The sequence below is a fragment of the Prevotella sp. AM23-5 genome, assembly GCF_003473645.1.
GTDB lineage: Bacteria > Bacteroidota > Bacteroidia > Bacteroidales > Bacteroidaceae > Prevotella > Prevotella copri_A.
Map to the genome: position 1 here is coordinate 34,637 of NZ_QUCG01000015.1, position 15,618 is coordinate 50,254.

At 47.0% G+C, this 15,618-nt stretch carries 10 protein-coding genes; all 10 read left to right on the plus strand.

Annotation, left to right across the window (positions count from 1 at the left end):
- The first annotated feature begins 20 nt into the window (after positions 1-20).
- Entirely contained in the window at positions 21-1,379 is a 1,359-nt protein-coding gene (locus DW657_RS05585) for a glucose-6-phosphate isomerase (RefSeq protein WP_118311730.1), read from the plus strand.
- 3 nt (positions 1,380-1,382) lie between these two features.
- Positions 1,383-2,153 carry an HAD family phosphatase gene (locus DW657_RS05590; RefSeq protein ID WP_118311731.1) on the plus strand — a complete coding sequence of 257 codons (771 nt, stop codon included), beginning with the start codon at positions 1,383-1,385 and terminating at the stop codon, positions 2,151-2,153.
- Positions 2,150-3,532, plus strand: a complete 1,383-nt coding sequence (locus tag DW657_RS05595) for an alpha-L-fucosidase (RefSeq protein ID WP_118311732.1) — start codon at positions 2,150-2,152, stop codon at positions 3,530-3,532. Before DW657_RS05590 ends, DW657_RS05595 begins: the two co-directional genes overlap by 4 nt.
- A 126-nt stretch (positions 3,533-3,658) precedes the next feature.
- Positions 3,659-5,431, plus strand: a complete 1,773-nt coding sequence (gene fucI, locus DW657_RS05600) for an L-fucose isomerase (protein ID WP_089545289.1) — start codon at positions 3,659-3,661, stop codon at positions 5,429-5,431.
- 48 nt (positions 5,432-5,479) lie between these two features.
- Positions 5,480-6,115, plus strand: a complete 636-nt coding sequence (locus DW657_RS05605) for a class II aldolase/adducin family protein (RefSeq protein WP_117661511.1) — start codon at positions 5,480-5,482, stop codon at positions 6,113-6,115.
- 115 nt (positions 6,116-6,230) lie between these two features.
- Positions 6,231-7,622, plus strand: a complete 1,392-nt coding sequence (locus tag DW657_RS05610) for a rhamnulokinase family protein (protein WP_118311733.1) — start codon at positions 6,231-6,233, stop codon at positions 7,620-7,622.
- Between the two features lie 54 nt (positions 7,623-7,676).
- Positions 7,677-9,005: an L-fucose:H+ symporter permease gene (gene fucP, locus DW657_RS05615; protein ID WP_118311734.1), complete on the plus strand. Its 1,329-nt coding sequence runs from the start codon at positions 7,677-7,679 to the stop codon at positions 9,003-9,005.
- Between the two features lie 249 nt (positions 9,006-9,254).
- Positions 9,255-12,641, plus strand: a complete 3,387-nt coding sequence (locus DW657_RS05620) for a SusC/RagA family TonB-linked outer membrane protein (RefSeq protein WP_118311735.1) — start codon at positions 9,255-9,257, stop codon at positions 12,639-12,641.
- Positions 12,642-12,661: 20 nt separating this feature from the next.
- Positions 12,662-14,611: a SusD/RagB family nutrient-binding outer membrane lipoprotein gene (locus DW657_RS05625; protein ID WP_118311736.1), complete on the plus strand. Its 1,950-nt coding sequence runs from the start codon at positions 12,662-12,664 to the stop codon at positions 14,609-14,611.
- Between the two features lie 71 nt (positions 14,612-14,682).
- A complete protein-coding gene (locus DW657_RS05630; protein ID WP_147381890.1) occupies positions 14,683-15,333 on the plus strand; it encodes a hypothetical protein in 651 nt (216 codons plus the stop codon).
- Positions 15,334-15,618 lie beyond the last annotated feature (285 nt).

Here is a 15,618-nt window from a genome sequence, read left to right on the forward strand (position 1 = left end):
TTAGATATTAAAAAGGAAAAATGAAAAGTATCAGCTTAAACATTACAAAGGCTGCATCATTCCTAGCAGAGGGTGCAGTAAAGGCTTACGAGCCTAAGGTAAAGGCCGCTCAGGAAGCTCTTGAGAACGGCACATGTGAAGGTAACGGTTTCTTGGGATGGTTGCATTTGCCATCTTCTATCACTCCTGAGTTCCTCGATGAGATTCAGGCTGTTGCCAACACATTGCGCGAAAAGTGTGAGGTCGTTGTTGTGGCAGGTATCGGTGGTAGCTACCTCGGTGCACGCGCCGTTATCGAAGGCCTCGGCAACTCTTTCGCTTGGCTCGTAAACGACAAGAAGAACCCTACTATCCTCTTCGCAGGTAACAATATCGGTGAGGACTACCTCTTCGAGTTGACTTCTTTCTTGAAGAACAAGAAGTTTGGTGTCATCAATATCTCTAAGTCTGGTACCACAACTGAGACAGCTCTCGCTTTCCGTCTTTTGAAGAAGCAGTGCGAGGATCAGCGCGGCAAGGAAGAGGCTAAGGATGTTATCGTTGCTGTAACCGATGCCAAGAAGGGTGCTGCACGTACTTGCGCTGACAAGGAGGGTTACAAGAGCTTCATCATCCCTGACAATGTAGGTGGTCGTTTCTCTGTTTTGACTCCAGTAGGTCTGTTGCCTATCGCTGTAGCTGGTTTCGATGTTAAGCAGCTCGTAGCTGGTGCTGTAGAGATGGAGAAGGCTTGCGGCAAGGACGTAGCTTTCGAGGAGAACCCTGCTGCTATCTATGCAGCTACACGTCAGGCTCTCTATACTCAGGCTGGCAAGAAGATTGAGATCGTCTGCAACTTCCAGCCTAAGCTTCACTATTTCGCTGAGTGGTGGAAGCAGCTCTATGGTGAGAGCGAGGGTAAGGACCAGAAGGGTATCTTCCCAGCAGCTTGCGACTTCACTACCGACCTTCACTCTATGGGCCAGTGGATTCAGGAGGGCGAGCGCTCTATCTTCGAGACTGTTATCAGCGTAGAGACTCCTAACGAGAAGTTGCTCTTCCCTCACGACGATGAGAACCTCGACGGTTTGAACTTCCTAGAGGGCAAGCGTGTTGACGAGGTGAACAAGATGGCTGAGCTCGGTACACGTCTGGCTCACGTTGACGGTGGTGTTCCTAACATCCTGGTTAACGTACCTGAGTTGAACGCTTACTACCTCGGTCAGTTGATCTACTTCTTCGAGAAGGCTTGCGGTATCAGCGGTCTCTTGGAAGAGGTGAACCCATTCAACCAGCCAGGTGTTGAGGCATACAAGAAGAATATGTTCGCATTGCTCAACAAGCCAGGTTATGAGGCAGAGAGCAAGGCTATCCAGGAGCGTCTGGCTAACGAGAAGTAATTGATGAAAGAAATTATTTCAAAATACTTAAAAGACCACGGCTTTGGGGAATTCAACCCTAAAGCCGTTCTTTTTGATATGGATGGCGTATTGTATAACAGTATGCCCAACCATGCCGTGGCTTGGCAGGAGTCAATGAAGCAGTTTGACATCCACATGACTGCCGCAGATGCCTATGCCACCGAGGGAGCCCGAGGCATCGACACCATCCAGATGATGGTAAAGAAACAGAAGGGTATCGACATCACACAGGATGAAGCACAGAAGATGTATGATGTGAAGACAGGCATCTTCCACTCCATGCCTACCGCCGAGATTTTCCCTGGTGTGAAGGAAATCATGCAGAAGATCAAGGAAGCCGGTATGCAGGTAGGAGTCGTAACGGGCAGCGGTCAGCGCCCACTCATCCAGAGACTTCTCAATGACTTCGGCAAATATCTCGATGAAGAGCATATCGTAACTGCTTATGATGTGAAGCGAGGCAAGCCAAATCCAGATCCTTATCTGATGGGATTGCAGAAAGCTGGCAACCTGCAGCCTTGGGAAGGCATTGTGGTAGAGAATGCTCCTTTGGGCGTTCGTGCCGGTGTAGCAGCCAACATCTTCACCGTAGCCATCAACTCCGGTCCTTTGCCAGATACAGAATTATCTGATAAAGGCAGCAACCTGCTCTATCATCAGATGACAGAGTTCTGCGATGACTTTGGAAACTTGATTGATGCAGCAAAAGAAACAGGCAATATATCCGTTCAATTTAACTATCAAGGTATATGAAACATTTCAAATTAATGATGCTCGGCCTTGCCTTATCTGCAGGATTCACTACCCAGATACAGGCACAGGAAGCACAGAGCTTCGTTCACCAACAGTCAAACACAGAAGATTACGTCTGGCCAACAGATCCACAAGTATTAACCAAACTCAAGCATTGGCAGGACCAGAAGTTCGGTGTATTGATGCACTGGGGACTCTATAGCGTACCTGGCATCGTAGAATCCTGGTCAATCTGTTCGGAAGACTGGATTGTACGTGAGCGCAAACCTACCTACGAGGAGGACAAGGCATGGTACTGGAGCCAGAAAGATTCCCTCAACCCAGTAAACTTCGATCCTGGCAAATGGGCTGACGTGATGAAAAAGGCAGGTATGAAGTATATGATTTTCACCACCAAGCACCACGATGGCTTCTGCATGTTTGATACCAAATATACCGACTTCTCCATTGCCCATGGACCTTTCGGCAAGGATCCACGCCACAACATCGCCAAGGAGGTATTCAATGCCTACCGAAACAAGGGATTCATGATCGGTTGTTATTTCTCCAAACCAGACTGGCACAGCAAATGGTTCTGGAACCCTTATTATGCAACCCCTAACCGCCGCATCAACTACAAGAAGAAGCAGCATCCTGACTGGTGGCAGAACTACCGCAAGTTTACCCAGAACCAGCTCAACGAGCTGACCACCGATTATGGCAACATCGATATTCTGTGGCTCGATGGCGGATGGATTACCGGCGATGAAATCGGTCTTGATACCATTCTGGTAGATGCCCGCAAGCGCAATCCGGGTATGATCAGTGTAGATAGAACCATTCGTGGAAAGAATGAAAACTATCAGACTCCAGAGCAGGGTATCCCAGCCAAGCAGCTCGATATTCCTTGGGAAAGCTGCATCACCCTGAGCCATGCATGGGGATGGACACCTAACGCCAAGTTCAAGTCACCTAACAAGGTAATCGGTATTCTCTCTGAAATTGTAGCAAAGGGCGGATGTCTCGCACTCGGCGTTGGTCCGAAGGCTGACGGAACCCTGCAACCGGAAGTTGTGAATACCCTCCTGCGGATAGGAAGCTGGCTCAACAAGAACGGTCAGGCTATTTACTCTACCGTCAATGCAGCCCACTATAATGATGGCAAGGTATGGTTTACCGCCGACAAGAATGGCAAGACCCTCTACGCCATCTATGCACTGGAAGATGGAGAGAAGACTCCTAAGACCATTACCTGGACAGAAAACAAGCCTAAGGGTAAGCTGGTTCTGCTGCAGAACGGCAAGTCTGTCAAGTACACCGTCAAGGGCAATCAGGTAACCGTTACCCTTCCATCCGGACTCAAGAATGAACCTCTGGCATTCAAGTTTAATTCTAAATAAAGAAAAACAAATATAAAAAAGTATAAAGGTAGTGATAAGATTCAGTTTTTATCACTACCTTTGTGCTTACATATAATATAATGTATATAAAATATAGTAACTATAAAAACTTAAAGAACAAGAATTATGAGTAACTATCCTAAAATCGGTATCCGTCCTACCATCGACGGACGTCAGGGAGGTGTACGAGAAAGCCTCGAGGAAAAAACCATGAATTTGGCTAAGTCTGTAGCCAAACTGATTTCAGAGAATTTACGTAATGGCGACGGCTCTCCTGTAGAGTGCGTGATCGCTGACAGTACCATCGGTCGTGTAGCAGAAAGTGCTGCTTGCGCAGAAAAGTTTGAGCGCGAGGGTGTTGGCTCTACCATCACCGTTACTTCCTGCTGGTGCTATGGTGCAGAAACTATGGATATGAATCCACACTGGCCTAAGGCAGTATGGGGATTCAACGGTACAGAGCGTCCAGGTGCTGTTTATCTGGCTGCTGTTCTCGCAGCTCATGCCCAGAAGGGATTGCCAGCTTTCGGCATCTACGGTCATGATGTACAGGACTTGGAGGATGACTCTATCCCTGCTGACGTAGCAGAAAAGATTCTGCGCTTTGCAAGAGCAGCTCAGGCAGTAGCTACCATGCGTGGCAAGTCTTATCTCTCTATGGGTAGTGCCTGCATGGGTATCGCTGGTTCCATCGTTGACCCTAACTTCTTCCAGGAGTACCTCGGTATGCGCAACGAAAGTGTTGACCTTACAGAAATCATCCGCCGTATGACTGAGGGTATCTACGACCCTGTGGAGTACGAGAAGGCTATGGCATGGACCCGCGAGCACTGTATGTGCAATGAGGGTGAGGACATCGCCAACAATGAAAAGGCAAAGACCCGCGAGCAGAAGGATGCAGACTGGGAGTTCATCGTGAAGATGACTATCATCATGCGCGACTTGATGCATGGTAACCCAAGATTGAAAGAGTTAGGTTTCAAGGAGGAAGCATTAGGTCATAATGCCATCGCTGGTGGTTTCCAGGGACAGCGTCAGTGGACAGACTTCTATCCTAACGGCGACTATCCTGAGGCTCTCCTCAATACTTCATTCGACTGGAACGGTATCCGTGAGGCTATCATCCTCGCAACTGAGAATGATGCAGGCAACGGCGTAGCTATGCTGTTCAACCACCTGTTGACAGGTCGTGCTCAGATCTTCAGCGACGTTCGTACCTACTGGAGTCCAGAAGCTGTGAAGCGTGTTACCGGTAAGGAACTTACAGGTCAGGCAGCAGGTGGTATCATCCACTTGATCAACTCTGGTGCTACCACACTCGACGGTACAGGTCAGGCTACAGATGCAGAGGGCAACCCAATCATGAAGCAGCCTTGGGAGATGACCGAGGAGGATGTAGATAAGTGCTTGAAGGCAACTACCTGGTATCCAGCCAACCGTGACTACTTCCGTGGCGGCGGTTTCTCTTCCAACTTCCTCAGCAAGGGCGGTATGCCTGTAACCATGGTTCGTCTGAACCACGTAAAGGGTCTTGGTCCTGTGCTCCAGCTGGCAGAAGGTTGGACTGTAGAGATTGATCCTGAGATTCACAAGGTTCTCGACAAGCGTACAGACCCAACATGGCCTACCACCTGGTTCGCACCACGCCTTTGCGACAAGGCTCCATTCAAGGATGTATATTCTGTGATGAACAACTGGGGCGCAAACCATGGTGCTATCAGCTATGGTCATATCGGTGCCGACCTCATCACCCTCTGCTCTATTCTCCGCATCCCAGTATGCATGCACAATGTAGAGGACGATAAGATCTTCCGTCCAGCATCTTGGAACGCATTCGGTATGGACAAGGAAGGTGCAGACTTCCGTGCTTGCAAGAACTACGGTCCTATATATAAATAAGGTGTAACACCATCAGTACGAATATCATTCAAAAGAAAGAAAAAGAAAATGATTACAGAAGAGCATATTCAGAAATTCCTGGAGCAGGCTCACCGCGTAGGCGATGCAGCTCTCACCATCTGCAGTAGTGGCAACCTTTCTTGGCGCATTGGCGACGAGGCTCTTGTCTCAGGTACAGGTTCATGGGTTCCTAGCCTCCAGAAGGAGAAGGTATCTCAGTGTCTGGTAGCAACGGGCGAAGTTCTCAATGGTGTCAAGCCTTCTATGGAGAGCGGATTCCACCTCGGCGTACTCCGTGAGCGTCCTGACTGCGACGTGGTTCTCCACTTCCAGTCTCCTTTTGCAACAGCTGTAGCTTGTATGCAGGAAACTCCCAAAGACTTCAATGTAACCGCAGAGGTACCATGCCACGTAGGCAAGGAAATCCCTGTGATTCCTTACTATCGTCCAGGTTCTCCAGAATTGGCAGCAGCTGTCATCGCAGCCTTGAAGGATCACAACTCTGCTCTCTTGCTGAAGCACGGACAGGTAGTTTGCGGCAAGAATTTCGATGAGGTGTTCGAGCGTGCCATGTTCTTTGAGATGGCTTGTAGAATCATCGTTCAGAGTGGCGGCAAATACACCACACTGACACCGGAAGAAATCGACGATCTCGAGGTTTACGTATTAGGTAAGAAACAATAAACCTCTATCCTCTATATGAGAGAAGCGGTAGGAGAGAAAGCTGCCCGCTACGGGCACTCTCCTACCGCTTTTTATACGAAACAACTTTTATCTACCCAAACATTTATAAATAACTATGATTTATCTAGCTATAGATTTCGGTGGAGGCAGCGGACGAGTGATTGCCGGAAAACTAGAAAACGGCAAGCTCGAAATGGAGCTCATCCATCGTTTCCCTAACCGACAGGTAAGATTAGGCAACCACGTCTATTGGGATTTCCTCGCCCTTTTCGAGGATATGAAGACGGGACTGAAGATGGCAGGAGCCAAGGGACTCAAGGTGGATGGCATCGCCATCGATACCTGGGGAGTGGATTTCGGTCTCATCGACCAGGACGGCAACCTTCTGGGCAACCCGGTATGCTATCGCGATGCCCGTACCAAGGGAATGCCGGAAGAAGTTTTCAAGCAGATTGATCCATCGGCACATTATGCCATCAACGGCACGCAGGTGATGGAAATCAATACCCTCTTCCAGTTATACAGTCTGAAGAAAGCCAACAGTCCACAGTTGGAGAAGGCTGCGCATCTGCTTTTCACCCCAGACCTCTTCAGCTACTATCTCACAGGCGAAGCCAACAATGAATATACCATCGCATCCACATCAGAACTGCTGAATGCCAGCACCAAAGATTGGGATTGGGAAACCATCGACCAGTTGGGTCTCCCACGCCACATCTTCGGCAAGATCGTGATGCCGGGCACCGTAAGGGGAAAGCTGCGCCGCGACATCGCTGAGGAAACCGGACTCGGAGAAGTGGATGTCATTGCAGTAGGTTCTCATGATACAGCCAGTGCGGTAGCAGCCGTACCAGCCACAGAAGATGAATACCCGATGGCATTCATCAGTTCAGGTACCTGGTCGCTTCTGGGTGTTGAGATAGAAAAGCCAATCCTTACCGAGGAAGCCCGAAAGGCAGAGTTTACCAACGAGGGCGGCATCGGCGGCCGCATCACCTTCCTGCAGAACATCACAGGTCTCTGGATCATGCAGAGACTGATGGCAGAATGGAAGGAGAATGGCGAGGAACAGCAGTTCGACATCATCCTCCCTCTGGCAGAAGAAGCTCACATCAATGCCATCATCCCTGTGGATGACGCTGCGTTCCAGAATCCGGCATCCATGCAGCAGGCTATCATCGACTACTGCGCCACCCATCAGTTGCAGGTTCCTCAGACCAAGGCAGAAATCGTGCGCTGCGTACTCCAGTCGCTGGCAGCCAAGTATGCCGAGGCAACCGCTCACCTCAACGAGATGTTACCGCAGCCAATCAAGTGTATGCACATCATCGGCGGCGGTTCACAGAACAAGTTACTCAACCGTCTCACCTCCGAAGCATTGGGCGTTCCAGTCATTGCGGGTCCTATAGAGGCTACGGGTATGGGCAACATCCTGACCCAGGCACTTGCCAAGGGAAAAATCAAGGATATCGACGAGCTGAGAGCTGTGGTAAGACAAAGCATCTGATCCATCTGAACATTTACCCTACAAACATAAACGCAGACAATATTAACCTGAAATATGGAACCAAAAAAGAAAGAATCAATCCTGATGAAAGACGGGGTGAGCTACCTCGTACCTTTCATATTAATCACATCGTGCTTTGCACTGTGGGGATTTGCCAATGATATCACCAATCCGATGGTGAAGGCATTCTCCAAGATCTTCCGAATGTCATCTACGGATGGCGCACTGGTACAGGTTGCCTTCTACGGCGGTTACTTCGCCATGGCATTCCCTGCCGCCATCTTCATCCGCCGCTTCTCCTACAAGGCAGGCGTACTGCTGGGATTAGGACTCTATGCCTTCGGTGCATTCCTCTTCTATCCGGCAAAGATGATGGGCGAATACTATCCATTCCTCCTCGCCTACTTCATCCTTACCTGCGGACTCTCCTTTCTGGAGACATCGAGCAACCCTTACATCCTGTCGATGGGAACGGAGGAGACGGCAACACGCCGACTGAACCTGGCACAATCGTTCAACCCGATGGGTTCGCTGCTCGGTATGTATGTGGCGATGAACTTTATCCAGGCAAAACTCAACCCGCTTGATACGGCTGGGCGCGCCAATCTCTCGGATAGCGAGTTTGAGGCAATCAAGGAATACGACCTTTCGGTACTGATCAATCCATACCTGATTATCGGTCTGGTCATCCTCACCATCTTCTTCATCATCCTGTTTACCAAGATGCCGAAGAACAGCGAGAAAGACAACAAGATCAACTTCATGCCTACCCTACGCCGCATCTTCCGCATGCCGCACTATCGTGAAGGCGTATTCACCCAGTTCTTCTATGTGGGTGCGCAGATTATGTGCTGGACCTTCATCATCCAGTATGGTACCCGCATTCTGATGCAGGAAGGTATGGCAGAGATAGATGCCGAGGTAACCTCGCAGAAGTTCAACATCGTAGCGATGGTACTGTTCTGCTGTTCCCGCTTCATCTGCACCTTCATTCTCCGCTTCTTCAACGCAGGACAGTTGCTGATGATCTTGGCGATAGCAGGTGGCTGCTTCACAGCTGGCGTCATTGCCCTTCACAACATCTGGGGTCTCTACTGCCTGGTAGCAGTCAGTGCCTGCATGTCATTGATGTTCCCTACCATCTATGGTATAGCCCTGAGGGGTCTTGGCGATGATGCCAAGTTTGGTGCAGCCGGTCTCATCATGGCAATTCTGGGCGGTAGTGTCCTGCCACCTTTGCAGGCATCCATCATCGATATGCATACCGTATTCGGAATGCCATCTACCAATGCGTCGTTCATTCTTCCATTCATCTGTTTCGTGGTGATTGCCATCTATGGATATCGCACAAAGTTGCGCAGCATTGGCAAACTTTTAGGTTAAAATTAGCAAGCTGTGGCCGTTTGTTGTCGGTCACAGCTTATTTTTTAGTTAAATAGTTCTAAAGTCGACAAATATTCACAGCATTTCCTATATCAATTAATAAATTTTGCGTATTTTTGCCTAAAATTTTAAAGCTTACCAACCTAGATAATTAATAAAAGAAAATCAGATTGTAAGTGAGTAAATTAAACATCTCAAGCAAGAACAATTAAATATAAATAGATATTCATCACATTAAAAGTTTGTATTATGGCAAAAACTAACAAAACAATGAATCTGGCATTCGCCTTGATGGTTGGTTCTGCTGGTGCTGCTTACGCAGGTATTCCTGCCGTTAACAGCGTACAGAACGTACAGCAAGACGAGACATGTACAGGTATCGTCAAGGATGCTACTGGCGAAACAGTCATTGGTGCTTCTGTTCTCGTGAAGGGAACGACTACAGGTACTGTTACCGACTTGGATGGGAACTTTGAACTCAAAGGCGTCAAGAAGGGTACGGTACTCCGTATCTCTTACGTTGGATATGAGACCCAAGAAGTTGTCTTTAACGGCAAGCCACTCAATGTAACCTTGAAAGACGATGCGAAAAGCCTCAACGAGGTCGTAGTAACCGCTTTGGGTATGAAGCGCGAAACAAAGGCGCTTGGTTATGCAGTTACTGAATTGAAAGGAGAAAATCTTGATAAGAACTTGGTAAACCCTGTATCAGCTTTGCAGGGTAAGGTTGCCGGTGTGGATATCTCGGGTTCTGATGGTGGACTCTTCGGTTCTGCCAAGATCCTGATTCGTGGTGCTTCTACCTTGAGCTCCAACAACCAGCCTATCTATGTTGTTGATGGTGTTATCCTTGACAACGGCGTTAAGAATGGTGATGCAGACTGGAGCCAGAACGATACTGACTGGGGTAATGAATTGAAGAACTTGAACCCAGACGATTTCGAGAGTGTATCAGTTTTGAAGGGTGCTGCCGCTACAGCTCTTTATGGTTCCCGCGGTTTGAATGGTGCGGTCGTTATCACTACTAAGAGTGGTAAGGGCAAGAAGGGTCTCGGCATTAACTTCTCTCAGACATTCGGTATCGATCACGTATATGGTGGTCCAGACTTCCAGAATGTTCGTGGTGATGGTTATATGTCAGGATATGCAAACTTTAAGTCTTCTGGCAATATGCAGGATACCGACTCTTTCTACCTGAACGCAGACGGCAAGCGCTCTGTAGCATTTCCAGATGGAGGTGGCGGTGTGTCTTGGGGTCCTAAATTCGATGGACAGCCTATCGAGTTCTACGACTATTCAACAGTGAACTATTCACCATATAAGAACAACTTTACAGATGCATACGATGATGCCTTCAACACCAATACCAACATTGCCGTATCTGGTGCCAACGACAAGACATCTTTCTATACATCTATGTCTTACAAGTATGCCAATGGTACTACACCAAACAACTCATTCTCCCGTTTGTCTTTGATGGCTAAGGCATCTCACAAGATTACAAACAAGGTAGAACTTGAGGCAGGCATCACTTTTGCCAACTCTAATCCTAAGCAGGGTGGCATGACTAACTTCGGTGAGTGCTTCATTGATGGTACATTCAGCCGTATGTATGATACCCGCTATTGGAGATCACGCTATAAGGGCGTTCATGGAGGCTTGGCAAGCACAGCATATAATGACGAATATGGTAATGCACCTGGACGTAGTGTATGGTGGAGCATCTATGAGAATGAATATTCTCAGAAAGAAACTTCTGTACGCCCTAACGTGAAGGTTACTGCCGACTTGACAAATTGGTTGAAGTTCTCTGCCGAAGGTAACTACAACTACTACTACAAGCGCAGCGAAAGCAAGGAGCTGGGTTCTGGTTACGCCAACGAAGGTGGTGCTTACGGACTTGGACAATATACCAAGGAGCAGACTAACCTGAATGCAAACTTCTCATGGAACAAGGCTGTGAGCGACTTCAACATCAGCGGTTTCATACGTGGAGAGTACTACCACAACTTCCAGCAGGAGAGCAGCATGAAAACCAAGGGCGGCTTGATTGTTCCTGGACAGTATTTCATCGGAAACTCTAAGGAGACTCCTGAAGCTTCTGCCACCATCTCTGGCGAAAAGACCATCATGTCTATTGCAGGTCAGTTGGCATTGAGTTGGAAGGATCAGGTATATCTGGATGTAACAGGCCGTAACGACTGGTCTTCATCTCTGGTATATACAGATAAGCATGGTAACTTCTCTTACTTCTATCCATCAGTTTCCGGATCATGGTTGATTCACGAGACATTCCGTGGCAAGTTGCCATCTTGGATTTCATTTGCCAAGATCCGTGCATCATGGGCTCAGGTAGGTAATGACACAGATGCTTACAGAATCAACTCTGCATACACCATCTATGGTATTGACAAGACTTATGGTTTGCAGGTACCAGAGACTTTATACGATTCTAACTTGAAGCCAGAGCGTAAGAACTCATGGGAAGTTGGTATCGACTGGCGTTTCCTGAACAACCGCATTGGTATTGATGCTACTTATTATCGTGAGAACACCAAGAACCAGATTATGTCTATCTCGGTTCCTAGCATCTCAGGTTTGAGCAACCAGGTAGTTAACGCTGGTAACATTCAGAACCAGGGTGTGGAGCTTGCATTGAATACAACACCTATCCAGACCAAGGATTGGGAGTGGGATTTGAACTTCACTTACACCAAGAACAAGTCTAAGATTGTTTCTTTGCACGAGAACGTAGCTAACTACATCAGCCTGGTAGGTATGCCTTCATACGGTAACTTCCGTATTGGTTCTGTTGCCAAGGTGGGTGGTGAGTATGGTTTGCTGATGTCAGACGCAACTCCTAACTATGATGAGAAGACCGGTCTTCCTATCCTGGAGACAGCTTCTTACAACGGACGCCATGCCGTATACTACTCACGCTCAGGCGTAGAGAAAGAGGTAGGTAGCATCCAGCCAGACTTCCTGGGTTCTGTCAATACAACCTTGAAGTACAAGAACTGGTCTTTGAGTGCTTCTCTTGATATGCGCTTCGGTGGTATGGTTGCCATCTATGGTTCTCACTATGGTACCGCTTACGGTTACTTAAAGTCTTCACTGAATGGAACAGATGCTGCACATGGTGGTATCACCTATAAGTCTATCTGGGATGGCAAGCAGTATGATGACGGTATCATTCCTGAAGCAATCATGCCAGGCGGTGTAACGATCAATACTCCTACAGGTAATTATACCATTGCTGAAGGTGGTGAGCTGTATGCCGACTTGGTTAAGAGAGGAATTGTTGATCCACAGCACGCTTCTTCATGGAACTATTGGAACAATTCATGGGGTCGTGCATCTGTATGGAAGAACAATGACTGGTTCCATGAGCTGAACTACATCGCATTGCGTGAGGTTTCCCTGAGCTATCGTATGCCTCAGAGCATCGCCAACAAGATTGGTGCTTCTAACCTCAGCTTCGTTTTGACTGGTCGTAACTTGGGTTACTTGTTGAATTCATTACCAAACAACTTCAACCCAGAGTCTATGCGTGGTACACAGTCTGGTCAGTTCATGATCCGTTCTGTCAGCCCATACACAGCAAGCTATACATTTACAATCAGCGCAACATTCTAATTTTATAAAAATTGAAGATTATGAAATCAAATAAGTTAATAATGGCGGCACTCGCAGTTGGTCTGACTTTCACCGCTACCAGCTGCCGAGATGATTTCGCTGAAACAAATACCAATCCATCTGCAGTAACAAAGGGAGAAATCTCTTATTTGTTTGCAGAGGCTGTGAATAAATTCGATCCACAACCATATCTGGAGTACTTCTACAATGCTCCAATGAAATACCAGTGGGCAGGAATGGGTATGTCTGCCAGCGGAGCTGGTGAAGGCATTTTGACCTTAACATTGGATGGTGACCAGTCTTGGCAGTATCAAAACGTACTGCGTGTTCTCCGCGCTATGGAGAACCTGTACGATTCATTTGATGAATCTCAGAAGAAGAAACAACTTGGTTACGTGAAGGGTGCTCAAGTCATGAGCATTTATCTGGGTCTTTTCGGAACCGACCTGTATGGTGCTATTCCTTACAAGGAAGCATGTAAAGCAGCCTACGGCGGTACTCTTACCCCAGAATATGACAGCGTAGAAAGCCTGTATGATCTCTGGCTTACACAATTGGATGAGTGCATTGCAGCTTTCACATCTGAAGATGTAAGTATCAAGTCTGAGCAAGATGTAGTTTGCGGTGGTGACAAGGCAAAGTGGGCAAAATTTGCCAATTCCCTGAAGCTTAAAATTGCAGTTCGCCTTTTGGCACAGAATCCAACCAAGGCTAAGCAGATTGCTGCCGCTGTAGAAAGTGCTTCTTGTGGCTATATGAACACCAATAGTGATGATATCCTTTTCAAAAAGGGTGTTAACAAGTTGACTGGTGATGACGGCTATATCAACGACCGCATCTATCACTGGAACGAAGGCTTCACTGGCTGTGTAGGTTCTCAGTCGGTCATCAACTTCATGGTTGATAACAAGGACCCACGTGTACGTTTCTTCTACACCAAGAATCAATGGAACTCAAAGATTATCCAGGGCTACTATGATGCAGGGTTGGAGATTCCAGACTTTATTGAAAAGAACGTAGAATTCACCACTGGTGCAGACGGCAAGAAGAAGTTTGTCAAGTGGAAGGGTATGGGTGAGCCATGGGTACGCTACTATGGTTTGACCGAGGACTGGAACGCACAGCTCGATGCGACAGGTAAATACAAATGGTATTTCCCTTCACAGTATGCTAACGCAGACAAGGAGTTGTACCTCCACAACAAGGAAGGCAAGAATCCACAGGGCTATACTGTGTACTCTACTCTTAACAATATGATGATCATTGGTCGTCGTTATTCTTCTGCATCTCAGGTTGAGGCTGCAACATTGCCAGACGATACCTATACATTCACCACAAAGGATCGCCCTTGGTATGGTTTGTATATGAGTGCAGCAGAAACCAACTTGTACTTGGCTGAGTTTGCTATGCTCAACAATGACGAGGCAAAGGCAAAGAAGTATTACGACAATGCTCTTGCTCTCTCTTGCAACACCTACAATACATTGGCTAAGGACAACCAGGTAGCTTACTACAGCACCGTTACAGGCTGCTTCGGTTACGACAGAGAGAACGAGAAGCCTATCGACTTGCAGGATGGTGAGATTAACAATATGATGCAAAGCGACAAATATGCCTTCACAGGTACAGCTGCAGAAAAGCTGGAGAAGATCTACATTCAGGAGATGCTGAACTTCACTCTCTATCCAAATGAGGTTTTCGTAACAGCACGTCGTTCTGGTTATCCAAGTTATAACTCAACAATTCTGCCACGTAAGAGCTATTCTGAGGTTCCTGCCAACAAGATTCCTCGTCGCTTCCCTACAGGTAATATCAGCAAGACTGATATCATGAAGGGTATCAAGACAGAGGCTTACAAGGCACAGGGCTTGACCATCACTACTTCAGGTCTCTACAATGAGGTTCTTGCAACAGAACGTCTGTGGCAAGACCAGGGTGCTCCAGCATGGGGTGCAGGAAGTGCAAAGTAATATTTAAATACATAGGGTATGGGAACACATCAGTGTTCCCATACTTTGTTTTATTCTAATTCTTAATTCAAATGAAAACAAGATTTTTCTTATTGTTCCTTTCTTTCTTGAGTCTTGCAAGTTATGCGCAAAACAAGACGGTGCTTCTTTATCCAGAGTATCAGAAGGGAACAATCTATATGAACGGGAATCAGGAAGTAAGAGTTCCGCTGAATTATGATGCAGGCAAGCACTGCGTGATGTATCAGCAAAACGGAGAGAACATGATTCTGATGAATGTCCAGTCGGTAGATAGCATAAAGATTGCCCAAGATCTCTTTTGCAGAATCAAGAACAAATTCTATCAGGTAATCAGTTATCCTCAGGGAAAGCTTCTGATTGACTGGGATCTTGACAAAGTGAATGTGGGTTATAAAGGAGCCTATGGAACAGTATCGCAAGCCCGTTCGCAGTCTGTCAATCTCTCCCTTATGGAAGGACAAGAATATTCTGCAAATAAACCAGATACCCAACAGGATGTTTACAAAACCAGAAACAACAACAAATATCTTCTGCTGAAGAATGACAAGCTGAGTCATTTCAGCAACAAGAAGTCTTTGCTCAAACTGTTTCCAAACAATCAGAAAGAAATAGAAGAAATCATCAGGAAACACAATACTGACTTCGTGAAAGCCGAAGACATCATTGCCCTTACTGCTGATATTCTCCCATTGCTTCCATAAAACTCCACCCCTCCATTTCCTAGGTACAACAGAGAAATTCAGCACAAAAAATGCAAAACACTCTTCACAATTCAGCACAAAAAATGCAAAACACTCTTCACCCTTCACCAATCCATTATAACCATCTGATATACAGAAGTTTTAATAGGGTGAAGAGTCAGCTTGACTCTTCACCACTCTTCACCACTCTTCACCCTATCTAATTTTTCTGTTTCAACAGCATCCTTCTTATAGATTCCGGCGGGTGAAGAGTGAGCGTTTTTAATATAAAAAAAACTTAAAGAA

Bases quoted from the DNA above. Each gene is read 5' to 3' on its own strand.
- DW657_RS05585 (WP_118311730.1), top strand. From the start codon at position 21: ATGAAAAGTATCAGCTTAAACATTACAAAGGCTGCATCATTCCTAGCA.
- DW657_RS05590 (WP_118311731.1), top strand. From the start codon at position 1,383: ATGAAAGAAATTATTTCAAAATACTTAAAAGACCACGGCTTTGGGGAA.
- DW657_RS05595 (WP_118311732.1), top strand. From the start codon at position 2,150: ATGAAACATTTCAAATTAATGATGCTCGGCCTTGCCTTATCTGCAGGA.
- fucI (WP_089545289.1), top strand. From the start codon at position 3,659: ATGAGTAACTATCCTAAAATCGGTATCCGTCCTACCATCGACGGACGT.
- DW657_RS05605 (WP_117661511.1), top strand. From the start codon at position 5,480: ATGATTACAGAAGAGCATATTCAGAAATTCCTGGAGCAGGCTCACCGC.
- DW657_RS05610 (WP_118311733.1), top strand. From the start codon at position 6,231: ATGATTTATCTAGCTATAGATTTCGGTGGAGGCAGCGGACGAGTGATT.
- fucP (WP_118311734.1), top strand. From the start codon at position 7,677: ATGGAACCAAAAAAGAAAGAATCAATCCTGATGAAAGACGGGGTGAGC.
- DW657_RS05620 (WP_118311735.1), top strand. From the start codon at position 9,255: ATGGCAAAAACTAACAAAACAATGAATCTGGCATTCGCCTTGATGGTT.
- DW657_RS05625 (WP_118311736.1), top strand. From the start codon at position 12,662: ATGAAATCAAATAAGTTAATAATGGCGGCACTCGCAGTTGGTCTGACT.
- DW657_RS05630 (WP_147381890.1), top strand. From the start codon at position 14,683: ATGAAAACAAGATTTTTCTTATTGTTCCTTTCTTTCTTGAGTCTTGCA.